The sequence below is a fragment of the Micromonospora sp. NPDC007230 genome, from assembly GCF_042869115.1.
In the GTDB taxonomy this organism is placed as follows: domain Bacteria; phylum Actinomycetota; class Actinomycetes; order Mycobacteriales; family Micromonosporaceae; genus Micromonospora.
This window is the reverse complement of the sequence record NZ_JBIAFE010000004.1, coordinates 254,405-280,066: the sequence shown is the minus strand read 5'-3', so window position 1 is coordinate 280,066 and position 25,662 is coordinate 254,405. Positions and strand designations below refer to the sequence as shown.

Below are 25,662 nucleotides of genomic sequence, written 5' to 3'. Positions count from 1 at the left end.
GGCGGTCCTCCCGGCCGGCTGCGGCAGGTCCCCCAAAGACGGCCTCCGGCCGGGGTGACCCGGGGCCGCCGCCGGGTCAGCGCGGGGCGGAGGGAAACTCCTCGAACCACGCCTCCACCCGCTCGGCGGTGGCCGGGCGGGCGAGGGCGAAACCCTGGCCGTAGCGGCAACCGGCGCGGCGGGCCCCGGCCACCTGCGCCTCGGACTCCAGCCCTTCGACCACCACCTCCAGGCCCAGCCGGTCGCCCAGGTTGGCCACCACCTCGATCAGCGGGCGCTGCCCCTCGGTGGCCGGACCGACCAGGTGCGGACCGACCTTGAGCAGGTCGATCGGCAGCCGACGGAGCTGGGCGAGGGAGGCGTGCTCGGCCCGGAAGTCGTCCAGCGCGGTCCGCACCCCGAGGGAGCGCAGGCCGGCGAGCCGGGCCACCACGGTGGACAGTTCCGCGCCGACTGCGGGCTCGGCCACCTCCACCACGAGGCGTTCCGGCGGCACGTCGTACGCGGCCAGCGCGGTCGCGGTGCGGGTGACGAAGTCCGGCGCGGCAAGCTCCCGGGGCGTGACGTTGACCGCCATCCACAGCTCCCGGCCCCCGTCGGACCAGGCGGCGAGCTGCCGGCAGGCCCGGTCGAGCACCCACCGCCCCACCTCGCCGACCAGGTCGAGATCCGCCGCGACGGGCAGCAGCTCGTCCGGCAGCACTGTGCCCAGCACCGGGCTGCGCCAGCGCAGCAGCGCCTCGGTGCCCACCGGCTGCCGGTCGGCCAGGGCCAGCACCGGCTGGAAGATCAGATCCAGCTCGCCCCGGGCGACCGCGCCAGGCAGCTCCCGTTCCAGGTCCAGCCGGCGGACCAACTGCTCCTCGAGGTAGGCGTCGTACCACTCGACCCGGTCGCGGCCGAGCTGCACCGCGCGGCGCCGGGCCAGGTCGGCCTGGCGCAGCACGTCCTCCGCGTCGCCGCCGGTGGTCTCGGCCAGCCCGACGCTGACCTGGAGCCGGACCGCCCCGGTGGGCCGTGGGTAGGGTGCGCCCAGCGCGGCCAGCAGCCGGGTGCCCAGCGCGTACGCGAGCACCGGCCCGACGTCGGTCAGCACGGCGAACTCGTGATCGGCGAGGCGGGCCACCAGGTCGCTGCCGCAGCCGGCCCGGATCCGGCCGGCGACCTCGACCAGCACCGGCGCCTCCACGGCCCGGCCGTCCGGAGCGTGCAGGTCGATGACCAGCAGCGCGCCACCCGTCCGCCGGGCCATCCCGCACAGCAGCCCGGCCCGGTCGACCGGGGCCACGGTGGACGCCGGGCCGGCCGGCGGGTCGTCGCCGACCAGGTCGCGCAGTCGCGCCTCGCGGGCGGCGAGCCGGGCGACGCGCCGTCGCTGGTCGGCGGCGGCGAGCAGTTCCCGGAGCACCATCGGCGGGATGACCGCCAGCCCCAGGGCGACCGCGGTGCCGGTGAACTCGCCCACCGTCCACAGGTGATGACCGGCCGCGAGCGCCGCGATGCCGGCCGGCGCGGTCAGCGCCGGCCAGGCGACCGGGAACCCGCCGGGTCGGGGTCGCTCCCCGGCGGCGCTGCGCCGGGCGCCGCCGGCGGTGAGCAGCGCGCCGACCAGCAGCAGGGGCGCGACGCCCAGGACGGCGCGGTCCGGCGCGCGGTAGGCGAGCAGCACGACGAGGAGGGCCAGTCCGGCGAGGGTGGCCGCCGCTCCGGCCTGGCAGCGCGCCGCGCCCGGGCGGCGACGCCGGCCCGCCAGCGCGGCCACCAGCAGCACCGCCAGCCCGGTCGCGCCGGCGATGCTCGCGGTACGCGCCACCGACGGCACCTCGCCGGGTGGCAGCAGCACCCAGCCCGCGAAGACCAGGCTGACGCCGAGACCGAGGACGTCGACGGCCCGCCGGAGCCGCTCGGCCCCGGTGAGCCGGGAGCGGCCGGGGAGCCGGAGCAGGGCCACGGCGTACAGCGGGGCGGCCACCGCGAGGCCGGCCAACGCGACCGGCAGCCGGTGCGCCGGGTCGGTCAGCGGCAGCACGGCGACGGTCAGCCCGGCGGCCAGCACCGCGGCGTCGAGGATGGTGGCGACCCGACGGGTCAGCGCGGCGCGCCGGACCAGCCGTACGCAGGCCAGTGCGCAGCCGCCCGCGACGGCGAGCGCCACGCCGGACAGGGCCGGGACGAGGCCGGCGGCCCCGGCGAGGACGAACAGCGTGCCGGCGAGCGCCACGACGAGGTCGGCGAGCGGTGGCCGGCGATGATCACCGGCGGGGTGGGTGACGGGCACGGCGGACGCCTTCGTGAGGGGGACACGGGGCGGGAGCGACTGCGGACGGGCGGGGTCAACGGTGGGCGGCGGCGACGGGCATGACCGAGGCCAGACGGGAACCGGCACGGCACGCCGAGAAACGATCCCGGACACGGCTGGTTACGCCATGCCGCACGTGATGCCGCTCACATCTATGTCGCCGGCCACCGGCCTCCCGCCCGGCCGGCACCCGCCCGGCCAGGGGTGCGATCATCGGAGGGTGAGCCGCGCCGACACCATCCGTTTCCGCCACAACCAGGCGATCCTGGTCGCCGCGATCGTCGCGTTCCTCGGCGCGCTGCCCGTGGCCACCGCCCGCTGGTGGCTGCTCTGGGTCCTGCTGATCCCGCTGGCGGTCGCGCTCTGGGCCTGGCGGGGCGGCACCGACGCGGACCCCCGCGAGCTGCGGCTGCGAGCGCTCGCCGGGCAGCGGCGGATCCCCTGGGCGCGGGTCGCCGAGCTGACCGCCGACGCGCGGGGCCGGGCGGTCGTCCGGCTCGACGACGGCGAGCTGCTGGTGCTCCCCGCGGTACGCGCCGCCGACCTGCCCCGGCTGATCTCCGCGACCGGGCACGAGCTGTCCGACACCGCCGGCTGAGCCCGACCCCGGCGGGATCGGCCGGGACGGGCTGAGCCGGCCCGGTCAGTAGCCGTCCACCACCCGATTCACCAGCGGCTCCCCGGCCACGAGCCGGCGCACCTGCTCGCCCACCAGCCGGTACGCACGCGGCAGCAGGCCGCGGACCGAGCCGGCGACGTGCGGGGTGAGCAGGACGTTCGGCAGCTCCCACAGCGGATGGTCGGCGGGCAGCGGCTCGGGATCGGTGACGTCCAGCGCGGCCCGCAGCCGGCCGGAGGCCAGCTCGGCGACCAGCGCCGGCGTCCGGGCCACCGGGCCGCGGGCGGCGTTGACCAGCAGCGCGCCGTCCGACATCGCGGCGAGGAACTTCTCGTCGACCAGCCCCCGGGTCTGCTCGGTCAGCGGCACCAGCAGGACCACCACGTCCGCCTCGGGCAGCAGGGCGGGCAACTCGTCCACCCCGTGCACCCCCTCGGCGGGGCGCGGGGTCCGGGCGACCAGGGTGAAGGTCACCTCGAACGGGGCCAGCCGGGCCTGCACCGCGGCCCCGATCGACCCCGCCCCGACGATCAGCACCCGCTTGCCGGCCAGCTCGTCGGTCGGGGCCACCGCGTCGTACGCCCACTCCCGGCGGGCCTGCGCCCGGGCCAGCGGTCCGAAGCCGCGCAGCACCGAGAGGATGGCGGTGACCACCCACTCGGCGGTGCTGGTGTCGTGCACGCCGCGGGCGTCGCAGAGCGTCACCCCGGCGGGGATCTGCCCCACCCAGGCGTCCGCCCCGGCGGACAGGAGCTGCACCACCGCCAGGTCGGGCAGGTCGGCCAGGAGCGGGGCGGCGGCCGGACCGGCGGAGAGGAACGGCGGCACCCAGAACCGCACGCCGGCCGGGGAAGACGGGAGCCGGGCGGGGTCCTCCAGCAGCTCCACGGTGACGCCCGGAGGCAGCTCACCGAGGAGGGCGGGACCGGCCCGGTGCGGGATCCAAACCTTCACGATCGCCGACGATAGTCGCCGACGGGTGCGGCCCTGCTCGCGGTGGCCGTCCGCGCGGCCTCAGCCCGGCTACCCTGGGTCGGGTGAGCGCGCCTCCCCCGTACCCCCGCACCGGTCGCCGTCGGGCGGCGCTGGCGGCGTCCTGCGCGGCGCTGCTGCTGGGCACCGCCGGCTGCGCCTTCGGCGAGCCGGATCCCGACCCGGCCGGCCAGCCGCCCAACCTGCCGACCCCGTCGGCGACCGCCAGCCCGGGCGGCGCCGGCCAGCAGGTGGTCACGACAGTGCTGGCCAAGGGCCTGGCGGTGCCGTGGGCGGTCGCGTTCCTGCCCGACGGCGGCGCCCTGGTGACCGAGCGGGACAGCGGCCGGATCCTCCAGGTCGGCCCGGAGTCCGGGCCGGAGGGGATGAACGTCACCGTGGTGCAGAGCGTGCCGGACGTCGCGCCCGGCGGCGAGGGCGGGCTGCTCGGCATCGCCGTCTCCCCGTCGTACGCGAAGGACCGCACGGTGTTCGTCTACTACACCGCCGCGCAGGACAACCGGATCGCGAAGCTCGAGCTCGGCGGACGGCCCACCCCGATCCTCACCGGCATCCCCAAGGCCGGCAACCACAACGGCGGCGGCCTCGGCTTCGGCCCCGACGGCTACCTCTACGTCAGCACGGGCGACGCCGGGAACACGGCCAACGCGCAGGACCCGAAGAGCCTCGGCGGCAAGATCCTGCGGATCACGCCCGACGGCAAGCCGGCTCCGGGTAACTCCACCGCCGGCTCCCCCGTGTGGTCGCTCGGGCACCGCAACGTCCAGGGCTTCGCCTGGACGCCGGACAAGCGGATGTACGCCGTCGAGTTCGGCCAGAACACCTGGGACGAGATCAACCAGATCAACAAGGGCGGCAACTACGGCTGGCCGCAGGTGGAGGGGCGCGGCGACGACAAGCGCTACGTCAACCCGGTCGTGCAGTGGCGGACCGGCGAGGCCTCCTGCTCCGGGCTGGCCGCGGCGGAGCGCCTGCTGGTCACCGCGTGCCTGCGCGGGCAGCGGCTCTGGCTGGTCGAGCTGGCCCCGACCGGGACCGTCCTCGGCCAGCCCCGCGAGCTGCTGGCCGGCAAGTACGGCCGGCTCCGGGCCGCCGCGGTCGCCCCGGACGGCTCGGTCTGGGTGACCACCTCCAACCGGGACGGCCGGGGCAAGCCGGTCCCGGAGGACGACCGGATACTGCGGCTGGTCTTCGCCGACGGCGGGGCCGGACGCAGCTGACCGGTCACGCCGGCCGGCACCGACCGACAGGTGACAACGTCCGGGCATAGCCCGGGTTTACCAAGATCCAGCATTGGGCAGGTCAGAATCTGAGTATGGACGGCCAGGAGAACGAGCAGCGCAGGACCGGGGACGAGGCAGCCCCGGCGACCGGGCGCGCCCGCCGCTGGGCGTCCCGACGGTGGTGGCGGGGACGGCCGGGTGTCCGACTGCGCCAACTCGGCGCGGTGCTGGCCCTGCTCGTGGTCACCCTCACCGGGATCATCGCCGGCACGTACGCCGGTGGGCACGTGGGCACCGACATCGGGCCGTTCCGCGCGCACCTGAGCCTCAGCCCGTCGCTGAGCGGTGGCACCACCATCGACATCCCGCCGCTGGGCGCGTTGAAGCTGGACAGCCACAACGGGCCGACCTACCTGACCGTGGAGCTGGGCGCGCTGGACCAGCGGCGGACCGAGGCGCTGATCGACGACCCGGCGAGCATCAGCCGGGCCAGCCAGTCCGCCGTGGAGGACGTCCGCGCCGGCGTGATGCGCCTCGGGCTGAAGACGCTCGCCTCGGCGGTGCTGGCCACCCTGCTGCTGGCCGGGCTGGTCTTCCGGGACGTACGCCGGATGGCCTGGGCCGGCGGCCTGGCGCTGGTGGTCACCGCCGGGAGTCTCGGGTTGGCCGCCGCCACCGTCCGCCCGCAGGCGATCGAGGAGCCGCGCTACGAGGGGCTGCTGGTCAACGCGCCGGCGATCGTCGGTGACGCGCGCCGGATCGCCAACGACTACACCAAGTACGCCGAGCAGCTCCAGCGGCTGGTCGGCAACGTCAGCAAGCTCTACACCACCGTCTCGGCGCTGCCGGTGTACGAGCCGGCCCCCGGCACCACCCGGGTCCTGCACGTCTCCGACATGCACCTCAACCCGACCGGCTGGTCGCTGATCCGGACCATCGTCGAGCAGTTCGGCATCGACGTGGTGATCGACACCGGCGACATCACCGACTGGGGCAGCGAACCGGAGGCGTCCTTCGTCGGCTCGATCGGCCTGCTCAAGAAGCCGTACGTCTACATCCGCGGCAACCACGACTCGGCGCGGACCGCCGCGGCCGTGGCCAATCAGCCGAACGCCATCGTGCTCGACAACTCCACGACCACGGTGTCCGGGCTGACCATCGCCGGCATCGGCGACCCGCGGTTCACCCCGGACAAGGAGACCTCACCGGCCGGCAGCGGGCTCACCGCGCAGGTCGCCGACCAGGTGATCGGGGTCGGCGAGCAACTGGCCACCACGGTGCAGAACTCGCCGACCAAGGTGAACATCGCCCTGGTGCACGACCCGGCCTCGGCCGGGCCGCTCTCCGGCACCTGCCCGCTGGTGCTGGCCGGGCACCTGCACGAACGGCAGGTGCTGAAGCTGCCGCAGTCGCCGGGCAAGGAGCCGACCACGCTGATGGTGGAGGGCTCCACCGGCGGCGCCGGGCTGCGCGGCCTGGAGGGCGAGAAGCCCACCCCGCTGACCATGACGGTGCTCTACTTCGACCAGCAGAAGCTGCTCCAGGCGTACGACGAGATCACCGTGGGCGGCACCGGCCAGTCGCAGGTCAACCTGGCCCGGCACGTGATCAGCGACCCGGCGAAGGGCGACCAGGTGCCGGTCACCCCGACTCCCACCCGGGGTGCCCCGGTGCCGTCCGGTCCGACCCCGGGCAGCCCGACCGCGAGCCCGACCCGCTGAGGCGTCAGCGCAGCGAGAGCGCGGCCAGGGCGGCGTTGACGATGCTGCCCGGCAGCAGGTCGTGCAGCTCGTACAGCTCGTGGACGCTGCCCGACTGGCCGAACTCGTCCACCCCGAGCGGCACCGCCGGGGCGCCGAGCGCCGAGCCGAGCCAGGCCATCGCGTGCGAGGCGGCGTCGTGCACGGTCACCACCGGCACCCGGTCGGCGAAGGCCGACCGCAGCGCGCCGGGCACGCTCGGCACGGTCGCCGTCCGGACGCCCTGGCGCAGGGTCCGCTGCCAGGCCCGGTAGAGCCGGTCCAGGCTCGTCACGTCGACCACGTGCGCGGCGACGCCCTCCTCCGCCAGCTCCGCGGCGGCCGCCAGGACCTCGGGCAGCACCGCGCCGGAGGCGGCGAGCTGCACCACCGGGGCGTCGGCCAGGTGCGGGTACGCCTCGTGCGCGTCCACCAGCCGGTACGCCCCGGCGACCACCTGCCGGCGCAGCACCGCGTCGCCGATCCGGGCCCGGGCCGCCTCGAAGGGCGCCTGGTCGATGGGGCGGGTGCTGAGCCGGAAGTAGTACGCCCCGTCCTCGGCGGGCGCGGCGGTGGCGGCGGGTGCGGCTCCCCCGGCGATCTGGCCGAGCGCGTCACAGAGCAGCCAGTCGAGGCTGCCGGCGTACGCGGGCTCGATGAAGGTGACGCCGGGCAGCTCCAACCCCACCGAGGCGGTGATGGTGGACTGGTGGGCGCCGCCCTCCGGGGCGAGGGTGATGCCGGACGGGGTGCCAGCGACCACGAACCGGGAACCCGAGTAGGTGCCGTAGAGGAAGGCGTCCAGGCCGCGCAGCACGAACGGGTCGTAGACCGTGCCGACGGGCAGCAGCGGCTGGCCGGACAGGTCCCAGGACAGGCCGAGCTGGCCGAGCAGCAGGAACAGGTTCATCTCCGAGATGCCCAGCTCGATGTGCTGCCCCGCCGGGCTCTCCGTCCAGCGCAGCATCCGGTCCTCGGTCCAGGAGCGCTGCGCGGTGGGGGCGAAGACGCCGGTCTTGTTGATGAACCCGGCCAGGTTCGTCGAGGTGGCCACGTCGGGCGCGGTGGTGACCAGGTAGGGCGCGAGGTCGGCGTCCCGGGCCAGGTCGACCAGCACCCGGCCGAAGACCTCCTGGGTGGAGACGGGCTTGTTGGCGCGTACCTTGGTGGTCTCCGGGACGGTGACCCCCAGCGCCCGCTCGCGCGGCGCGCGGGACAGCGCCTCCCGGCGCTCGCCGGCCCGGATGCCGGCCGGGGAGGCCGGGTCGAGGCGGTCCCACTCGGTCTCGCGGGTCAGGCCGTGCCCGGCGCGCAGCGCGTCGACCTGCTCGGTGCTGAGCAGCGCCGAGTGGTTGCGCGGGTTGCCGGCGATCGGCAGCCCCCACCCCTTGACCGTGTACGCGAAGACCACGCTGGGCCGGTCGGTGACCGCGTCGCACTGGGCGTACGCGTCGAGCATCGCCTCGAGGTCGTGCCCGCCGAGGTCGGTGACGAGCGGGCCCAGCTCGTCGTCGGGGATGTCGGCCACAAAGGCGGACACCTCGGCCGGCGCGCCGTCGAGGAACTGCTTGCGCAGGGCCGGCCCGGCCAGCCCGAACAGCGACTGGTACTGCTCGTTCGGCATCAGGTCGATCCAGTCGCGCAGCGCCTCGCCGCCCGGCCGGGCGTACGCCTCGGCGAGCTTGCGGCCGTACTTGACCTCGACGACGTGCCAGCCGGCGGCCTCGAACTGGCCGCGCCACTGGTTGATCCGGATGCCCGGGACGACCCGGTCCAGCGACTGGCGGTTGAAGTCGACCAGCCACATCACGTTGCCCAGCCCGGTGGTGGCCGGGTCGGCGACGGCCTCCCAGATGTTGCCCTCGTCCAGTTCGGCGTCGCCGATCAGCGCGATGAACCGGGAGTGCGGACGGGCGCCGAAGTGCGCGTCGACGTAGCGGCGGGTGACCGCGGCGAACAGCGGCGCGGCGGCGCCCAGGCCGACCGAGCCGGTGGAGAAGTCCACCCCGTCCGGATCCTTGGTCCGCGACGGGTACGACTGCAGCCCGCCGCGCGCCCGCAGCTTCGGCAGGTACGACCGGTCCAGGTTGCCGAGCAGGTACTGGATGGCGTGGAACACCGGCGAGGCGTGCGGCTTGACCGAGACCCGGTCCTCGCCGTCCAGGTGGGCGAACCAGAGCGCGGTCATCGCGGTGACCAGGGAGGCGCTGGACGCCTGGTGGCCGCCGACCTTCACCCCGTCACCGGTGTTCCGGTCGTGGTTGGCGGCGTCCACGATGCGGGTGGCGAGCCAGAGCACCCGCCGCTGGATCTCGTCGAGGACGTCGAGGTCGTGCTGGTTCACGGTGACTCCATCCGGGCGTCGCCGTTGACGCCCTTCGCGGGGGTGCGCGGGTCGGCGCGCTAGCCGGGGGATACGGGAAGGGCCGCCGCCGGATCGCGACGGCGGCCTTCACGGGGGTGTCAGGCGGGGATCCCTGCTGAGCACCAGGCGTCAGCAGGGCCCTTCGCCTCAGCCCTGGACGCCGAGGCGCGCCAGGATCAGCTCGCGGACGGTCCGGGCGTCCGCCTGGCCGCGGGTGGTCTTCATGACCGCGCCGACCAGGGCGCCGGCCGCGGCGACCTTGCCGCTGCGGACCTTGTCGGCGACCTCCGGGTTGGCGGCGATCGCCTCGTCCACCGCGGCGGTGAGCGCGCCGGTGTCGGAGACGACCTCCAGGTTCCGGTTGGCCATGATCTGGGTCGGCGAGCCCTCGCCGGCCACCACGCCCTCCAGGACGGTACGGGCCAGCTTGTCGGTGAGCTTGCCGGCGTCGACCAGGCCCTGCAGCTCGGCGACCTGCACCGGGGTGGCCCCGACGTCGGCCAGCTCGACACCGGTCTCGTTGGCCCGCCGGGACAGCTCACCAAGCCACCACTTGCGGGCGGCGGCCGGGGTGGTGCCGGCGGCCACGGTCTGCTCGATCAGTTCGACCGCGCCGGCGTTGAGCACCGACTGCATGTCCAGGTCGGACAGACCCCACTGCTCCTGCAGCCGGCGGCGGTGCAGCCGGGGCAGCTCCGGCAGGGCGGCCTTCAGCTCGGCCACCCAGGCCGGGTCCGGCGCGAGCGGGACCAGGTCCGGCTCCGGGAAGTACCGGTAGTCGGTGGCGGTCTCCTTGGACCGGCCCGGCGTGGTGTCGCCGGTGTCCTCGTGGAAGTGCCGGGTCTCCTGGGTGATGCTGCCGCCGGCGTCGAGCACCGTGGCCTGGCGCAGCATCTCCGAGCGGACCGCCCGCTCGACCGAGCGCAGCGAGTTGACGTTCTTGGTCTCGGTGCGGGTGCCCCACTCCTCACCCGGCTTGTTCAGCGAGGTGTTGACGTCGCAGCGCAGCGAGCCCTCCTCCATCCGGACGTCGGAGACGCCCAGCGAGCGGAGCACGTCGCGCAGTTCGGTGACGTACGCCCGGGCCACCTCCGGCGCGAGCGCGCCGGTGCCGGGGATCGGCTTGGTGACGATCTCCACGAGGGGGATGCCGGCGCGGTTGTAGTCGACCAGCGACTCGGTCGCGCCGTGGATCCGGCCGGTGGCGCCGCCGACGTGCAGCGTCTTGCCGGTGTCCTCCTCCAGGTGCACCCGCTCGATGCCGATCCGCACGGTCTCGCCGTTGACCTCGACGTCCAGGTAGCCCTCGACGCAGAGCGGCTCGTCGTACTGGCTGATCTGGAAGTTCTTCGGCATGTCCGGGTAGAAGTAGTTCTTCCGGGCGAACCGGCACCACTCGGCGATCGAGCAGTTCAGCGCGAGGCCGATCCGGATCGTCGCCTCGATGGCGGCCTTGTTGGCCACCGGCAGCGAGCCCGGCAGGCCCAGGCAGACCGGGCAGACCCGGGTGTTCGGCTCGCCACCGAAGTCGGTCGGGCAGCCGCAGAACATCTTGGTGTTCGTGCCCAGCTCGACGTGGGTCTCCAGGCCGATCACCGGTTCGTAGCGCGCGACGACCTCGTCGTACGCGGGCAGTGTCGTCGTCATCTGAGCTCCAGGCGCGATCCGGACGGAACCGGTCCAGCCTAGTCGGGCCGGCGGCGGTCACCTCGCCCGGGTTTCCACCCAGGCCGGTACGTGTCCGGTCCGGCCGGGGCGCCCGCCCGGGGTGCGGTCCCCGGGCGGGCCCCGAGGTCAGCGCTCCTCGACCAGCCCGAGGTACATCACCTGCGGGTCGACCGGATTGAAGGCGAGGCCGGCGATCCCGTCGTGGGAATTGTGCTGCGAGGTCAACCGGCCGGTCGACGCGTCGTACCGGTAGAGATCGGTGCCGTAGCCACCGAACCACGTGCCGTACGCGAAGTACAGCACGTCCGGGTCCACCGGGCTCGGCCACAACGGGGTGCCGTTGATCAACGTCGCCTGCGCGCCGTCGAGCACCGACCCGAAGCTGCGGCCCCCGTCGGTCGAGCGCCAGATGTGCCGCGCGGAGTTGTCGTTCTGGCTGAGGTCGTAGCCCTCCAGCCACACCGTCCGCGGATCCAACGGCGAGAAGGCGACGGAGAAGCCGTTCGCCTGCGGGGTGGCGCCGACCCCGGCCGACCGGGTCCAGCTGCGGCCGCCGTCGAACGTCACGTAGCTGCCGTGGCCCATGGTGCCCACGATGAGGTGATCCCGGTCGGCGGGATCGACGGCCGCCTGGTAGACGAACTCGTCCTGGCCGGCCGGCACCCCGACGGCGGCCCAGGTGGCACCGCCGTCCTGGGAGTCGTAGACCTGCCCGGCCTTGCTGACCGCCCGCACGTCCCGCGCGTCGGTCCGGCCCACCGCCAGTCCGACCACGCCGTCGCCCGGAACCGGGCCGGCCACCTCGGCGACCTGGTCGTCCTGCACCCGGTAGATCGGCTGATCGTTCACGCCGTACGCGTAGGCGTTCCCGTCCGGCCCGGCGGCGAGGTAGTACGCCGCCAGGCTCAGCCCGGTGTCGGCGATCTGCTGCCAGGTGCAGCCGGCGTCGGTGGACCGCTGGATCGCCGTCTTCGAGATGGCCACCAGCGTGTTCGGCGTGCTCAGGGCGACGAGCCTCGGGTAGGCGACCGGGGTGAGGGGGGTCGTGGTGCGGGCCAGGATGCCACCGTCGTTACGCGTGAAGGTGACCGAGCCGTCGCCCTGCACCACGCCGCACTGCGGGCGGTGCCACCCGTCGGCAGCGGCGGCGGGCGCCGTGGTGGCGAGGTTGACGGCACCGGCGGCCGTGACGGCCAGCGCGAGTACACCGCTGAGTCGGGAGAAGATCATGAAGCATGTCTAGACGTGGGCATGCACCGATCGCCACAGTTTCGGGTGTCCGAGCCCGGCCATGGCCTGTGTCGGACACCCGCGAGGCGGGAAGGGGCTCGAATGTTCGAGTCGTTGGGTCTGACCCCGGTGGAGGAATCGGTCTACCTGGCCCTCCTGCACCGACGGCAGTCGAGCGTGCCGGAGCTGGCCCGGCAGGTCGGGGAGAGCGTCCGGGTGGTCCGCGCGGCGACCGAACGCCTGGAGGAACTCGGCTTCGTCAGCCGGCTGGTCGGTGCCGGCACCCGGCTGCTGCCGACCCGCCCGGACGTCGCGGTGAACGCCCTGGTCGTGCGGCGCACCGAGGAGTTCACCCAGGTACGCCGAGCCGCCGAACGGATGGCGGAGGAGTTTCCGCAGGAGCTGCCGACCAGGCCGGACGAGCTGCTGGAGATCGTCACCGGCCGGGCTGCCGTCGAGGCCCAGTTCGTCCAGCTCACCTACGGCGTGACGAAGGAGCTGCTGGTCCTGGATCGCCCGCCGTACGCCCAGGAGGTGGCGTCGGCGAACGTGTCCGAGAACGAGCTGCTCGGCCGGGACGCCAGCGTGCGGGGCATCTACGCCCCCGAGGCCTTCGAGCTGCCCGGCGCCTACGAGCAGGCGATGGCGGCCGTGGCGGCCGGGGAACAGGCGCGGGTGCACACGGACGTGCCGCTGAAGCTGGCGATCGGCGACCGCTCGGTGGCGCTGCTGCCGCTGGCCAGCGAGCGGGCCATGGACGCCGCGCTGGTGATCCGCGCGCCCATGGTCGTGTCGGCGCTGGTGAAGCTCTTCGAACTGCTCTGGGTGCAGGCCACGCCGCTGCCCGCCTGGGACCCGGAGCAGCCCGCGACGGGAGCCGACGAGCCGGATCTGCGGCTGCTGGGCCTGCTCGCCACCGGGCTCAAGGACGAAGCCATCGCCCGCGAACTCGGCGTGAGCGTACGCACCCTGGGACGCCGCTCGTCCGCCCTGCTGGCCGCACTCGGCGCCCGTACCCGCTTTCAGGCCGGGCTGCAGGCCGGGCGGCGGGGCCTGGCCTGACCGGGCGTCACCCGCGGGTCAGGGATCGACGGCGGCGCTCGTAGGCCAGGAGGAGGAGCATCCCACCGACGGCGATCACCGCGACGCCCAGCAACAGCATGGTTCGCGTGTCGGATCCGGTGACCGGGAGCCCGGGCCCGGCCGTGGCCGACGGCGACGCCGATGACGGGGACGGCGATGCCGATGACGTGGGCGTCGGGGACGGCGAGGACGGCGCTGCGTCGATGACGAGCGTGACCTCGTCGGTGGCGCTCGACGCGGTGCCGGTCGCCTTCACCGTGAAGGTGAAGCTGCCCTCGGCCTCAGGGGTGCCGTTGAGCCCGCCGTCCGGAGCGAGGGTCAGCCCGTCGGGCAGGTCGCCCGCGGTCACGCTGAACTTGATGTTGGAGTCACCGGTGGCGGTGAACCGGAACGAGTACGCCTCGCCCACCGTGCCTCGGGGCGGTTCGCCCGAGGTGATGGTGGTGGCCGGATCGGCGATCACGACGGTGATGTCCTGGTCGGCGTAGAAGCCGTGCGTGTCCGTCATCCGGACGCCGAACGAGTAACTGCCCGGCGTGGTCGGCGTACCCGAGAGCGTCCCCGCCGACGCCAACGCCATCCCCACCGGCAGCGCACCGGACCGCAGCGAAAGGCTGTACGGGTCGGCGCCACCCGAGGCGGTGAACGTGTGCGTCGGGTACGCCTGCCCGGTGTACCAGGGTGAGGTGGGGGTGCCCGAGGTGATGGTGATCGAGGGTGCCTTCACCTCGACGGTCACGTTCTGGTCGGCAAAGAAGCCGTTTGCGTCGGTCATCCGAATGCCGAAGGTGTAGCTGCCCGGCGTGGTCGGCGTACCCGAGAGCGTCCCCGCCGACGCCAACGCCATCCCCGCCGGCAACGCACCGGACCGCAGCGAAAGGCTGTACGGGTCGGCGCCACCCGAGGCGGCGAACGTGTGCGTCGGATACGGCTCGTACGCGGTGACCGGGGAAGTCGGCGGACCGGAGGTGATGGTGATGGTCGGCGCCTCGACCACGACGGTCACGTCCTGCTCGGCGAAGGAGCCATCCGCGTCGGTCATCCGAATGCCGAACGAGTAGCTGCCCGGCGTGGTCGGCGTACCCGAGAGCGTCCCCGCCGACGCCAACGCCATCCCCGCCGGCAACGAACCCGACCGCAGCGACGGAGTGTAAGGAGCCGTGCCCCCGGACGCCGTGAACGTGTGCGTCGGATAGGGCTCATAGGCGGTGACCGGGGACGCCGGCGGACCGGAGGTGATGGTGATCGTCGCGGCAGCCGCCGGCTGTGCCGTGCCGAGCAGCACCAGCATGAGTGCCGACACGATCATTATCGGTCGCAGCGTCTTCATCGCCCGTCCAGGATTCGATCAAGGTAAGCCGGGATTCGCGTTCACCAGCGCGAAGCGACCTTATCCAATCAGGACAGCCAGGAAGGCGTAATGGACCGAACGGTGACCGCGTGTTGCCGATCGGTGTTGACTTCGGCTGCCGCGACGCCCGTCTCCGGACGTGACCGCGCCCCTCGCGGGGCGGCCTGTCGGCCGCCCCGCGAGCGGGTCACAGGGCCGGCGGGGCGAACGTGCCGACCGTGGACTCCAGCGCGGCGGCCACCCGGTACATCCGGTCGTCCGCCATCGTCGGGGCCATGATCTGCAGACCAACCGGAAGCCCCTCGGAGAGGCCGCACGGGACCGAGATGGCCGGCCCGCCGTACAGGTTGGTCGGGATGGTGAACAGGTCCGCCAGATACATCTGGTACGGGTCGGAGGTACGCGCCCCGATCGGGAAGGCCACGAACGGGGTGGTCGGCGAGATCAGCGCGTCCACCTGCTCGAACGCCGCAGTGAAGTCCCGGGTGATCAGGGTGCGAACCTTCTGCGCCTGCCCGTAGTAGGCGTCGTAGTAGCCCGACGAGAGCGCGTACGTGCCGATCATGATGCGCCGCTTGACCTCCGGGCCGAAGCCGGTCTCGCGGGTCAGCGACATGACCTCCTCCAGCGACCGGTTGCCGTTGTCGCCGACCCGCAGGCCGAACCGGACGCCGTCGAACCGGGCCAGGTTGGAGGAGCACTCGCTCGGCGCGATCAGGTAGTAGGCCGGCAGGGCGTACTTGAAGTGCGGGCAGGAGACCTCGACGATCTCGGCGCCCAGCTTCGCCAGCGCCTCCACCGACTCGCGGAACGCGGCCATCACGCCCGGTTCGGCGCCCTCGCCGGTGAACTCGGTGACCACACCGAGCTTCACGCCGGTCAGGTCGCCGGTCGCGCCGAGCTTCGCCGCACCCACCACGTCCGGCACGGCGGCCGGGATGGAGGTGGAGTCGCGCGGGTCGTGCCCGCCGATCACCTGGTGCAGCAGTGCGGCGTCCAGCACCGTACGGGCGCACGGGCCGGGCGTGTCCAGCGACGAGGAGAACGCGACCAGGCCGTACCGGGAGGTGCCGCCGTAGGTGGGCTTGGCGCCGACCGTGCCGGTGACCGCACCGGGCTGGCGGATCGAGCCGCCGGTGTCCGAGCCGATCGCCAGCGGCGCCTCGAACGCGGCCAGCGCGGCGGCGCTGCCGCCACCCGAGCCGCCCGGGATCCGGGTCAGGTCCCAGGGGTTGTGGGTCGGACCGTAGGCCGAGTATTCGGTGGAGGAGCCCATGGCGAACTCGTCCATGTTGGTCTTGCCGAGCATCACCGTGCCCGCGTCGCGCAACCGCTGCACGATCGTCGAGTCGTACGGCGGGCGCCAGCCCTCCAGGATCTTCGACCCGACCGTGGTCGGCACACCCTTGGTGGTGAGCACGTCCTTCACGGCGACCGGCACGCCGGCCAGCGGGCCCAGCTCCGCGCCGGCGGCCCGGCGCTCGTCGACGGTGCGGGCGGCCGCCAGCGCGCCCTCGGTGTCGACATGCAGGAAGGCGTGGACCTGGTCCTCCACGGCGGCGATCCGGTCCAGGTGGGCCTGGGTCACCTCGACGGCAGAGGTCTCCCCGCTCGCCACGAGCCCCGCGATCTCCGTCGCGGTCAGCCTGGTCAGGTCACTCATGCCGACACTCCGCTTCGCTCCGTGCCGCCATGAGGCACCACCACGCTGATCCTGATGATTCGCTCGCTGCGCTCGCTCATGAAGCCACATCCTCATCCAGGATCCGCGGGACGCGGAACCGCTGCTCCTCGGCGTCGGGCGCACCCGAGAGCGCCTCCTGCGGGGTCAGGCACGGCGCCACCACGTCCTCGCGGAGGACATTGGTCAGCGGCACCGAGTGGGAGGTCGGCGGGATGTCCGCCGCGGCGACCTCGCCGACCTGGGCGACCGACTGGAGGATCACGTCCAGCTGACCGGCGAAGGTGTCCAGCTCCTCCTCGGTGACGGCGAGCCGCGACAGTCGCGCGAGGTGCGCGACCTCCTCGCGGGAGATGGCGGCCATCGGGTGCCCCCTTCGTGGCTGTCCTGCTGCGTCTTCGGTGTGCCGGCCGCGCGTACGTCGGTGGCGATGACGCGCGGTGACCGGAGCGAGTCTATTGTCCTGCGGTCGCGTCAGCGCCTCCGACTCCCCCTCCCGGCCCGTCACCGTGCCGGTCGGCGCGGCCCCTCCGCTTCCGCGGCCGACACCGGGTGGACCGGACGGTAGCGGGACAGCCAGGTGACCAGCTCCTCGGCCGGCATCGGCCGGGCGTAGAACCAGCCCTGGGCCACGTCGCAGCCGGCGGCGTGCAGCAGCCGCCAGGTGCGCTCGTCCTCCACGCCCTCGGCCACCACGCGCAGCCCGAGCGCCCCGGCCAGCTCGATCATCGACCGGACGATCGCCGCGTCGTCCGGGTCCTCCGCCATCCCGAGGACGAACGACCGGTCGACCTTCACCTCGGACAGCGGCAGCCGGCGCAGGTGCTGCAACGACGAGTACCCGGTGCCGAAGTCGTCCAGCGCGATGCCGACGCCGATGCGGTGCAGCTGGGAGATGCTGGCCAGCACCCGCCGCGGGTCGGCCATCAGGGCACCCTCGGTGATCTCCACCTGGAGCCGGTCCGGCGGCACGCCGTACCGGGCCAGCCGGTCGGCGATCTGCTCGGCGATCTCGCCGGTGTGCAGGTCACGGACGCTGACGTTGAGCGCGGCGCGCAGCGTGAGGCCGGCCGCCGACCACTTCGCCAGCTGCTCCGTCACGTCGTCCACCACCCGGCGGGTGAGCAGCCGCATCACCGCGCTCTGCTCGGCGACCTGGATCAGCTCCCCCGGGTCGACCATGCCCCGGCGCGGGTGTCGCCAGCGCAGCAGCGCCTCGACCCCGACCACCTCGCCGGTCGCGATGGCGATCTGCGGCTGGTAGTACATGGTGATCTCGCCCGGATCCCCGGCCGGGTCGTCCCCGCCGCCGACGTTGCGGACCGGGCCCTCGGCGAGCGCCTCCGGGAACCGGTCACCGGCGGCGCCCGCCGACGCGTTGGCGCCGACCGTGCGGGCGGCCCGGCGGCGGATCGGATCGGCGTTCGTGACGATCCGGTTGATCAGCTCGTCGTCGTGCCGCAGGTCGACCCGGGCCGGTCGGCGACGCAGCCGCCACCGCCCCGACCCCTGGCCCGGCCGGGCAACGATGCCGCGCCGGCCGCCGTTGCGGGCTACGCCGTCGGCCCGAGCCGGGGCGGGCAGGCCGGGCGCGGTGGCGAGGGCGGCGCCGTCGCCCCCGCGTACGCCGGGCGGTGCCGCGACCGGCGAGGTCGGCGTGCTATCAAGCACCCGGCGCAGGTCGGCCAGGAGGCCGAGCCGTTCCGCCGAGTTGTGGTCGGACTCGGCCGCGTAGACGGCGACGGTGTCGTTGCGGTGCTTGGCGTCGTACATGGCCACGTCGGCGTGGCGCATCAGGGTGGCGAAGTCCTCGCCGTGCTCCGGGAACATCGCGACGCCGATCGAGCCGCCCACGTCCAGCGGCAGCCCGTCCAACGGGACCGGCTCGGCGAGCGCGGCGACCACCCGGTCGGCCAGTTCGCGAGCCTGGTCGGCACCCGTGAGCCGGGGTACGACGATGGCGAACTCGTCGCCGCCGAGGCGGGCCACCAGGTGATCCTCGTCCACCACGTCGGTCAGCCGGGCGCTCACCTCGACCAGCAGCCGGTCCCCCACCGCGTGCCCGAGGGCGTCGTTGACGTGCTTGAACCGGTCCAGGTCGAGCAGCAGCAGGGCGAGGTGGGCGTCCGGCTCGCTCCGGGCGGCCCGCTCGGCGTGCAGGTGCACCTGCTCGGCCACCTCGGCCAGCAGCGCCTTGCGGTTGGGCAGCCCGGTGAGCGGGTCGAGGGCGGCCAGTTGCTCCTGCTCGGCGGAGAGCCGGGCCATCCGGTAGACAGCGAAGAGCGGCACCAGCACCAGCGGGATCAACGCGGCGCTGGCCCGGGCGGCGGCGACCAGCACCGGGGCGAGCAGCAGCAGCGACCCGGTGGAGAGCAACTCGTAGGCCAGGCCGAGGCGGACCCGGGGCCACCAGCGGGCGCCGAAACGCAGCCGGATCGCGAAGGTGACCAGGCCGTAGTTGACCGTGAACCAGGCCGCGGCGGCACCGCCCACCGCCGCGACGTCCGCCCAGTGCAGCCGCCCGCCGTCGAAGAGGTCGCCGGCACCGAGCCGGGTGACCAGGTACGCGGCGCCGAGCGCGCAGGCGTACTGGGCGGCGTTGAAGCCGGTCCGCCAGAGGGCGTACCCGAGCCGCCAGCCGGAGACGGCCACCGCCACGGCCTGCACCGCGACGGCCGGGCCGAGCCCCCAGCCGAGCAGGATCGCGAAGGTGAAGCAGGTCGACGGGAAGACCGCCGAGGTCCGGCGCCGGCCGGGCGGGACGAACGGGCGGGCGTCACAGGCGACGGCGAGCGCCGCCATGGTCCAGAAGGCCGGCGGCATGTCCGACAGCCGTTCCGGCAGCCCGGCCAGCGGACCGGCCGAGACGAGCACGGCCAGCACTCCGACCACGGCGACGAAACCGAAGAACGGCGTACCCCGCCCGGGCGGCACGGAGTTACGCGGGTCGCCGGTCTCCATCGCACCTCCCGGGAGCGGCCCTCCGGCGTGCGCCGTCACACGCCGTACGCCAATGAAACGCCCTCAGGGCCGGATTCCCGCCACGACAGTCACGAATCGGTCGTAGTCGTAATTAACTTGGTATCCGCGCCTCGACCCCGCGGAGATCCACTTCGAGCCCGCCCTCACTCCTCGACGCGGGCCACCGCCCGGGCCGCGTCCGGGCCGGACTCCAGCAGCACCCGGAACCCCTCCTCGTCGAGGACCGGCAGCTTGAGGCTGGCCGCCTTGTCGGCCTTTGACCCCGGGTTCTCCCCCACCACGACGAAGCCGGTCTTCTTGGAGACCGAGCCGGTGACCTTGCCGCCCCGGCTCTGGATCGCCTCGGACGCCTGGTCGCGGCTGAACCCGGCCAGAGTGCCGGTCACCACCACGGTCACCCCTTCGAGCGGGCGCGGCCCCTCCTCGCCGGCCTCCTCGGCCATCCGCACGCGGGCCTCGGCCCACTTGCGCACCACCTCGCGGTGCCAGTCGACGGCGAACCACTCCTTGATGCTGGCGGCGATGGTCGGGCCGACCCCGTCCACCGAGGACAGCTCCTCCTCGCTGGCCGCCTCGATCGCCGGGACGGACCGGAAGTGCCGCGCGAGGGCCTGCGCCGCGGTCGGGCCGACGTGCCGGATGGAAAGCGCCACGAGCACCCGCCACAGCTCCCGCTCCTTGGCCACGGCCAGGTTCTCCAGCAGCTTGGTGGCGTTGCTGCCCAGACTGCCGTCCTTGTTGACGAAGAACGGCGAGCGGGCGAGTTGCTCGGCGTCGAGGTGGAACAGGTCGCCCTCGTCCTGGATGATCCCGGCGTCGAGCAACGCGGCGGCGCCCTTGTAGCCGAGCACCTCGATGTCGAAGCCGCCCCGGCCGGCCAGGTGGAAGACCCGCTCGCGCAGCTGCGCCGGGCAGCTGCGCGAGTTGGGGCAGCGGATGTCGACGTCGCCCTCCTTGGCCGGCGCGAGCGGCGTGCCGCAGGACGGGCAGATGGTCGGCATGACGAACGGGTGGGCGTCGGCGGGGCGCAGGTCGACCACCGGGCCGAGCACCTCGGGGATGACATCGCCGGCCTTGCGCAGCACCACGGTGTCGCCGATCAGCACGCCCTTGCGCTCGACCTCGCGTGCGTTGTGCAGGGTGGCGTACGCGACGGTGGAGCCGGCCACCTTGACCGGCTGGAGGACGGCCCGGGGCGTCACCCGGCCGGTCCGCCCGACCTCGACGTCGATGTCGAGCAGCTTGGTGTTGACCTCCTCCGGCGGATACTTGAAGGCGATCGCCCAGCGTGGCGCGCGGCTGGTCGAGCCGAGCCGCCCCTGGATGGAGACCGGGTCGACCTTGACCACCACGCCGTCGATCTCGTGCTCGACGTCGTGCCGGTGCTCGGCGTAATAGGCGATGTACTCGGCCACTCCGGCGAGGTCGGGCACCACCCGCCAGCGGTCGCTGGTGGGCAGCCCCCATGCCTTGAGCGCCGCGTACGACTCGGACTGCGCCGTCGGCTGGAAGCCGTCCCGGGCGCCGATGCCGTGCACCACCAGGCGCAGCGGGCGGGAGGCGGTGATCCGGGGGTCCTTCTGGCGCAGACTGCCCGCGGCGGCGTTGCGCGGGTTGGCGAACGGCGCCTTGCCCTGCTCGACCAGGCCGGCGTTGAGGTCGGCGAACGCGGCGACCGGGAAGTAGATCTCGCCGCGCACCTCCAGGAGGTCGGGCACGTCCGGGAAGTCGTCGGACGGGGTCAGCCGGGCCGGCACGTCCCGGATGCTGCGCACGTTGGCGGTGACGTCCTCGCCGGTGCGGCCGTCGCCCCGGGTGGCGGCCCGGACCAGTCGGCCCTTCTCGTAGGTCAGGTTGATGGCCAGCCCGTCGACCTTGAGCTCACAGAGGTAGGGCGCCGGGCCGCCGGCGTCCCGCTCGACCCGCTCGGCCCAGGCGGCCAACTCCTCGTCGGCGAAGGCGTTGTCCAGCGAGAGCATCCGCTGGGCGTGGGTGACCGGGGTGAAGTCGGTGGAGAAGGTCCCGCCGACCCGCTGGGTCGGCGAGTCGGGGGTGCGCAGCGCCGGGTACTCCTCCTCCAGCGCCTCGAGCTCGCGCAGCAGCTTGTCGAAGTCCGCGTCCGGGATGGTCGGCGCGTCGAGCACGTAGTAGCGGTACTGGTGCTCGGTGAGCTCCTGGCTCAGCGTGGCGTGCCGCTCCCGGGCCTCCGGGGTCGGCTCGGCGCCCGCCGCCGCCTCCTGGGCGGGGCTGACCGTCTGGGGAACCGCGTCCTCGGACCTTTCGGACACCCTCGTCGACCTGCTTCCTACTTGTTGCTCGTTGTTGAGCTGTTCGGATGTTTCGCTCTCCGCTCGGCTGGTGCCGGGCTGGAGTCCTGGACCGGCAGTCTGGTCCGGTGGCGATCGGTCCGGTCCTGCAGGATCTGCTTCACCCGCTGGTGTGGGGTGTGCAGGGCGATGTCGGGGTCGCCTGCTCTTTGCAGGATGTTGATCGCGGCGTTCACGTCGGCCTGCCACACCACCCCGCACCGGGTGCAGTGAAACCTGTCCCCGCTGCGCCGGCCGAACCGGCCGCAGCGGTGGCAGGTTTGTGAGGTGTAGGCGGCGTTGACGGGAACGTGCGCAGAACCTCTGCGCTCCGACACGCTCTTCAGGGCCTCCGCGGTGACTCCTTTTGTCCACGCGGCGAGACGCCGGTTGATGTTCTTGGGAAGCTTCTCTCGTCCGGTGAAGCGTTTGGTGAGGTCTTCGGCGATCACGGTGGCGGCCTTGTCGACAACCTCGTGCACGGCGGTGAAGATCTCCGTACGCACCCGCGCCCGATGCCGGGCCGCCTGCCGATCCCGCTTCACCGTCCCGAGGTTGTTGACCTTGATCCGCTGCGCCTTGGCGTGGTCACCGCGCGCAGCGGCGGTGTTGGCTATCGAGCGCAGCTTCGCCCGACGCCGGTTACGTTCCTTCAACCGATCCGACTCGGCGGTCAGCAGTTCGCCGAGCTGTTCACCGTGGGGCTGGCCGTCGGAGTCGGTCAGCGCCTCGGTGTAGCCCTTGTCCACACCCAACGTCTGGTCACCGCAGGGCCGCTGCGACGACCGCATTCCCGCCGCGTCGACCTGGTAATGCACCTCCACCCGGCCGCCGCGCAGGATCAGCCGCAGCGTACCCGCCGGGGCCACGGTCGTGGACAGCGGGATCTTGACCAGCTGGCGGCGTTGCAGGCCCGGGACTGACAGCCACAACCGACCCCGCCCATCGACGGCGGTGTTGTACTTGTCGGCGCGCACCACGATCTGATCGTGCGTCCGGTTGCGGCCCCGCTTCCAATGCTTACGCATCTGCCGAGCCAGGAACGGATCCCCAGCCCACTGGTCCGCCTTCAACACGGCGAACATCCGCTTACGCTCTGCCGGATCGCTGGTGCGCCGGATGATCGCCCGCCGGACCTCGACCTTCGCCGCCTCCAGGTTCGCGGCGATGTCGGCTATGGCGTCGCGGACCGTTTCCTTCCACGCGTTCGCCAACAGACCGAACCGCGGGTAGGTACCGTCAGCCAGCCAGCGGTCCCGCACCTGCCGATCCGTCAGCCCAGAACCGACCCCGGCGACCGAGCCGTAGCGCTGCCACACCTCACTACGCACCCGACCCAACCGGCGCGCCTGCTCCGCCAACGCCGCAATCTTGCCCGGATTCAGGTGCGCCGAGTAGGCGATCCGGGTGACCTTCACCGGCCACTCCCCACGGTCAGGTGCGCCACCTTGAGCTCCTTCGTGCTACTCCCCGCACAGTAGCGGGCGGGTCCGACAATCGTCCCGCCACCCGCCCTGAGCTGGGCATGGGCGCGGGCCGGGTGCTCAGTCATGGGGGGTGGCGAGGGTGGTGAGCTGGTCGGCGTACTCGATGCGGGTGGACCAGTCGGCGGGCCACGCGGACATGCCATGGGCGGCGCCGAGGAAGGCGCCGGCGAGCGCGGCGATGGAGTCGGAGTCGCCGGCGGTGGTGGCCGCCCGGGCCAGCGCGCCGACCGGGTCGTCGGCGTGCCGCAGCGCGCAGAGCAGCGCCGTCGCCAGGGCCTCCTCGGCGATCCAGCCCTCCCCGGTGAGCCGGCACGGGTCGCCGCCGTCGTCCGGGCGGGCCAGCGCCGTGTCGAGCCGGCCGAGCACCCGCAGGCACTCGTCCCACCCCCGGGCGATGAACTCCTCCGGTGTCGCCTCGCCGGGGCGCTGCCACAGGTCGCCGAGCCAGTCGGCGCGGTAGACCGTCCGCTGCTCCCGGGCCCGGGCGGCGAGCAGGTCGGGCAGGTCGGTGAGCGCGGCGCCGTCGCGCAGCAGCCGGACCGCGTACGCGGTCAGCTCGCTGGCCGCCAGGCCGGTCGGGTGCCCGTGGGTCAGGCCGGCCTGGAGCTGGGCCAGCCCGGCGAGCATATCGAGGTCGACGTCGAGCAGCCCGACCGGGGTGACCCGCATGTTCGCCCCGCAGCCCTTCGAGCCGGCTACCGTCGCCTGCTGCCAGCGGACGCCCCGCTCCAGCTCGGCGCAGGCCCGCAGGCAGGTCATCCCCGGCGCGCGGTTGTTGTCCGGGCTGACCGCCCAGGCGAGGAACCGCTGCCGCAGCAGCGGCTCCACCACCTCCGGCGTGTACGCGGGCGCGTCGTGCAGCGCCCAGGCCACCGCGAGCGCCATCTGGGTGTCGTCGGTGACCAGCGCCGGGTCACCGGCCAGCTCCCGCGGGCCGGCCGGGCCGTAGCGGCGGACGATCTCGGCGACGGTCAGGAACTCGGTGGGCCGGCCCAGGGCGTCGCCGTAGGCGAGACCGAACAGCGAACCGGAGGCGCGGCGCGGCGAAGAGTCGATCACGGTGGCGATCATGCACCGCCGCCGCAAGCCGCGCCGCTCGTGGTCAGTCCCAGCAGAGGCAGAACGGATGCCCGGCCGGGTCGGCGTAGACCCGGAAGCCCTCGCCCTCGCCGGGCAGCCGCCGCGCGCCCAGGGCCAGCGCCGCCTTCTCCGCGGTCTCGATGTCGTCCACCGTCACGTCGAGGTGGAACTGCTGCGGCCGGTCCGGGTCGGGCCAGTCCGGCGCGCGCAGGCCCGGCGCCTGCTGGAAGGCGATCCGCGGCTGGTGCCCCGGCGGACCGCCGAGCACCACCCATTCGTCGCCGTCGGAGTTGTCCTCGATCAGCGGGAGGCCGAGCAGCTCCGCGTAGAAGCTGGCCAGCGCGCGCGGATCGGGGCAGTCGATCACCACGGAACGCAGCTGTCCAATCATGCCGGTCATCCTGCCCGGTAGGTACGACAGGAAACCTCAGTCCTCGGCCAGCCGTCGGCCGGCGTCCCGGCACGCCGCGAGGACCGCCCGGGCGTACGCCGGGGTGGCCCCGGCCAGGCCGCAGGCGGGGGTGACCACCACCTGCTCGGCGAGCCGGCGGCGGGGGAAGCCGAGTTGGTCCCAGACCCGGCGTACCCGGTCGGCGACCTGGGCCGAGGTGGGGGCGCGACCGCCGGGCGGCGGCAGCGCGGGCGCGGCGCCGGCCAGCAGCCCGAGCCCGGCGTCGATCGCCTCGCCGAGCGGGTCCAGGTCGGTGACCAGTCCGAGGTCGAGAGCGACGCCGGTGGCCCCGGCGGTCCGGATCAGCTCCAGCGGCACGTCGGGCGCGCAGCAGTGCACCAGGGTCGGCACCCCGGTCGCCTCGATCACGTCGCGCAGCAGCGCCCTGGCGACCTCCGGTTCCACGGCGGGGTAGGTGCCGAAGCCGCTCTCGGTGGGCACCCGGCCGGCCAGTACCGCCGGCAGGGACGGCTCGTCGAGCTGGAGTAGCACCGACGCCCGGGGCAGCCGGCGGGCCACCGCCTCGACGTCCCCGCGCAGCCCCTCGGCGAGCGAGCCGGCGAGGTCCCGCACCGCGCCCGGGTCGCGGATCATCCGGCCGCCGATCGGCAGCTCCACCGACGCGGCCAGGGTGAACGGGCCGGCCGCCTGGACCTTGACCGGGCCGGCGTACTCCTCGGCCTGCTCGGCGAGCTGGTCGAGGTCGCGCTCCATCAGATCGCGGGCGCGACGCAGGTCCTTGCCGGGGCGCGGCGCGACCCGCCAGCGGGCCGCGAACAGCTCGACCGGCAGCTCGACGAGCAACCCGCCGGTCCGGCCGATCAGGTCGGCACCGGGACCCCGGGCGGGCAGCTCCGGCAGGTGCGGCAGGGCGGGCAGCTCGCCGAGCACGATGCGCTGCGCCTCGGCGATGTCGATGCCGGGCAGCGAACCGATGCCGGTCGCCGCCCCGGCGGGCCAGGGCCAGGGCTGATCACTCACCGCCGCAGACTATCCGCTGCCCGGCCCGCTTCCGGCGGGGACGCCGCCCCGGGCGAAGAACGGCACGCCAGCGGTGTCGACGTGGCCGGCACGCAGCCCGAATTAGGGCGTGTCTCCCGGATCT

Annotated in this window: 18 protein-coding genes; 4 read left to right on the top strand and 14 right to left on the bottom strand. The window is 73.8% G+C overall.

The annotated features are described in order from the left end of the window. Positions 1 to 76: 76 nt before the first annotated feature. The gene (locus ACFYML_RS08445; protein ID WP_387419953.1) at positions 77 to 2,278 is read right to left on the bottom strand and encodes a putative bifunctional diguanylate cyclase/phosphodiesterase; all 2,202 of its coding nucleotides are present in this window, start codon (positions 2,276 to 2,278) and stop codon (positions 77 to 79) included. Positions 2,279 to 2,519: 241 nt separating this feature from the next. Here ACFYML_RS08445 and ACFYML_RS08440 point away from each other — a divergent pair, with 241 nt between their 5' ends. Next, the gene (locus tag ACFYML_RS08440) at positions 2,520 to 2,897 is read left to right on the top strand and encodes a PH domain-containing protein (RefSeq protein ID WP_387419952.1); all 378 of its coding nucleotides are present in this window, start codon (positions 2,520 to 2,522) and stop codon (positions 2,895 to 2,897) included. A 45-nt stretch (positions 2,898 to 2,942) separates the two neighbouring features. On the opposite strand, the gene ACFYML_RS08435 is transcribed toward ACFYML_RS08440, so the two are convergent. Continuing rightward, positions 2,943 to 3,872 carry a 2-hydroxyacid dehydrogenase gene (locus ACFYML_RS08435; RefSeq protein ID WP_387419951.1) on the bottom strand — a complete coding sequence of 310 codons (930 nt, stop codon included), beginning with the start codon at positions 3,870 to 3,872 and terminating at the stop codon, positions 2,943 to 2,945. Positions 3,873 to 3,955: 83 nt separating this feature from the next. On the opposite strand from ACFYML_RS08435, the gene ACFYML_RS08430 reads away from it, so the two are divergent. Further along, on the top strand, positions 3,956 to 5,131 hold the full coding sequence (locus ACFYML_RS08430) for a PQQ-dependent sugar dehydrogenase (protein ID WP_387419950.1): 1,176 nt from the start codon (positions 3,956 to 3,958) through the stop codon (positions 5,129 to 5,131). Between the two features lie 95 nt (positions 5,132 to 5,226). After that, the gene (locus ACFYML_RS08425) at positions 5,227 to 6,855 is read left to right on the top strand and encodes a metallophosphoesterase (protein WP_387419949.1); all 1,629 of its coding nucleotides are present in this window, start codon (positions 5,227 to 5,229) and stop codon (positions 6,853 to 6,855) included. A 4-nt stretch (positions 6,856 to 6,859) separates the two neighbouring features. Here the strand turns inward: ACFYML_RS08425 and ACFYML_RS08420 are convergent, their stop codons facing one another. The 3 genes from ACFYML_RS08420 to ACFYML_RS08410 form a co-directional block, all read right to left on the bottom strand. Further along, on the bottom strand, positions 6,860 to 9,217 hold the full coding sequence (locus tag ACFYML_RS08420) for a pyruvate dehydrogenase (RefSeq protein ID WP_387419948.1): 2,358 nt from the start codon (positions 9,215 to 9,217) through the stop codon (positions 6,860 to 6,862). A 168-nt stretch (positions 9,218 to 9,385) separates the two neighbouring features. Then, positions 9,386 to 10,885: an Asp-tRNA(Asn)/Glu-tRNA(Gln) amidotransferase subunit GatB gene (gene gatB, locus ACFYML_RS08415; protein ID WP_387419947.1), complete on the bottom strand. Its 1,500-nt coding sequence runs from the start codon at positions 10,883 to 10,885 to the stop codon at positions 9,386 to 9,388. A gap of 147 nt (positions 10,886 to 11,032) precedes the next feature. Next, positions 11,033 to 12,136 (bottom strand): hypothetical protein, encoded by a 1,104-nt coding sequence (locus tag ACFYML_RS08410; protein ID WP_387419946.1) that lies wholly within the window; start codon positions 12,134 to 12,136, stop codon positions 11,033 to 11,035. Positions 12,137 to 12,238: 102 nt separating this feature from the next. Here ACFYML_RS08410 and ACFYML_RS08405 point away from each other — a divergent pair, with 102 nt between their 5' ends. Further along, complete coding sequence (locus ACFYML_RS08405) at positions 12,239 to 13,198, top strand: helix-turn-helix domain-containing protein (protein WP_387419945.1); 960 nt, start codon at positions 12,239 to 12,241, stop codon at positions 13,196 to 13,198. A 7-nt stretch (positions 13,199 to 13,205) separates the two neighbouring features. On the opposite strand, the gene ACFYML_RS08400 is transcribed toward ACFYML_RS08405, so the two are convergent. From ACFYML_RS08400 to ACFYML_RS08360, 9 genes are all read right to left on the bottom strand, one after another. After that, positions 13,206 to 14,549 carry a putative Ig domain-containing protein gene (locus tag ACFYML_RS08400; RefSeq protein WP_387419944.1) on the bottom strand — a complete coding sequence of 448 codons (1,344 nt, stop codon included), beginning with the start codon at positions 14,547 to 14,549 and terminating at the stop codon, positions 13,206 to 13,208. 208 nt (positions 14,550 to 14,757) lie between these two features. Next, positions 14,758 to 16,233 carry an Asp-tRNA(Asn)/Glu-tRNA(Gln) amidotransferase subunit GatA gene (gene gatA, locus ACFYML_RS08395; RefSeq protein ID WP_387419943.1) on the bottom strand — a complete coding sequence of 492 codons (1,476 nt, stop codon included), beginning with the start codon at positions 16,231 to 16,233 and terminating at the stop codon, positions 14,758 to 14,760. Positions 16,234 to 16,309: 76 nt separating this feature from the next. Next, positions 16,310 to 16,615, bottom strand: a complete 306-nt coding sequence (gene gatC / locus ACFYML_RS08390) for an Asp-tRNA(Asn)/Glu-tRNA(Gln) amidotransferase subunit GatC (protein ID WP_148797891.1) — start codon at positions 16,613 to 16,615, stop codon at positions 16,310 to 16,312. Between the two features lie 140 nt (positions 16,616 to 16,755). Next, positions 16,756 to 19,212 (bottom strand): putative bifunctional diguanylate cyclase/phosphodiesterase, encoded by a 2,457-nt coding sequence (locus ACFYML_RS08385; RefSeq protein ID WP_387419942.1) that lies wholly within the window; start codon positions 19,210 to 19,212, stop codon positions 16,756 to 16,758. A 164-nt stretch (positions 19,213 to 19,376) separates the two neighbouring features. After that, positions 19,377 to 21,521: an NAD-dependent DNA ligase LigA gene (gene ligA, locus ACFYML_RS08380; RefSeq protein ID WP_387419941.1), complete on the bottom strand. Its 2,145-nt coding sequence runs from the start codon at positions 21,519 to 21,521 to the stop codon at positions 19,377 to 19,379. 17 nt (positions 21,522 to 21,538) lie between these two features. Next, positions 21,539 to 22,957: an RNA-guided endonuclease TnpB family protein gene (locus ACFYML_RS08375; protein WP_387419940.1), complete on the bottom strand. Its 1,419-nt coding sequence runs from the start codon at positions 22,955 to 22,957 to the stop codon at positions 21,539 to 21,541. Positions 22,958 to 23,083: 126 nt separating this feature from the next. Further along, the gene (locus ACFYML_RS08370) at positions 23,084 to 24,097 is read right to left on the bottom strand and encodes an ADP-ribosylglycohydrolase family protein (RefSeq protein WP_387419939.1); all 1,014 of its coding nucleotides are present in this window, start codon (positions 24,095 to 24,097) and stop codon (positions 23,084 to 23,086) included. A gap of 31 nt (positions 24,098 to 24,128) precedes the next feature. Next, positions 24,129 to 24,497, bottom strand: a complete 369-nt coding sequence (locus tag ACFYML_RS08365; RefSeq protein ID WP_387419938.1) for a VOC family protein — start codon at positions 24,495 to 24,497, stop codon at positions 24,129 to 24,131. 36 nt (positions 24,498 to 24,533) lie between these two features. Continuing rightward, positions 24,534 to 25,538, bottom strand: coding sequence for a methionine synthase (locus ACFYML_RS08360; RefSeq protein WP_387419937.1), 1,005 nt, complete (start codon positions 25,536 to 25,538; stop codon positions 24,534 to 24,536). Between the last annotated feature and the right edge of the window lie 124 nt (positions 25,539 to 25,662).

Excerpts from the sequence above, each read along its gene's own strand:
- gatC (WP_148797891.1), bottom strand. The coding sequence starts at position 16,615 with ATGGCCGCCATCTCCCGCGAGGAGGTCGCGCACCTCGCGCGACTGTCG.
- ACFYML_RS08405 (WP_387419945.1), top strand. The coding sequence starts at position 12,239 with ATGTTCGAGTCGTTGGGTCTGACCCCGGTGGAGGAATCGGTCTACCTG.
- gatA (WP_387419943.1), bottom strand. The coding sequence starts at position 16,233 with ATGAGTGACCTGACCAGGCTGACCGCGACGGAGATCGCGGGGCTCGTG.
- ACFYML_RS08425 (WP_387419949.1), top strand. The coding sequence starts at position 5,227 with ATGGACGGCCAGGAGAACGAGCAGCGCAGGACCGGGGACGAGGCAGCC.
- ACFYML_RS08400 (WP_387419944.1), bottom strand. The coding sequence starts at position 14,549 with ATGAAGACGCTGCGACCGATAATGATCGTGTCGGCACTCATGCTGGTG.
- ACFYML_RS08385 (WP_387419942.1), bottom strand. The coding sequence starts at position 19,212 with ATGGAGACCGGCGACCCGCGTAACTCCGTGCCGCCCGGGCGGGGTACG.
- ACFYML_RS08410 (WP_387419946.1), bottom strand. The coding sequence starts at position 12,136 with ATGATCTTCTCCCGACTCAGCGGTGTACTCGCGCTGGCCGTCACGGCC.
- gatB (WP_387419947.1), bottom strand. The coding sequence starts at position 10,885 with ATGACGACGACACTGCCCGCGTACGACGAGGTCGTCGCGCGCTACGAA.
- ACFYML_RS08365 (WP_387419938.1), bottom strand. The coding sequence starts at position 24,497 with ATGATTGGACAGCTGCGTTCCGTGGTGATCGACTGCCCCGATCCGCGC.
- ACFYML_RS08370 (WP_387419939.1), bottom strand. The coding sequence starts at position 24,097 with ATGATCGCCACCGTGATCGACTCTTCGCCGCGCCGCGCCTCCGGTTCG.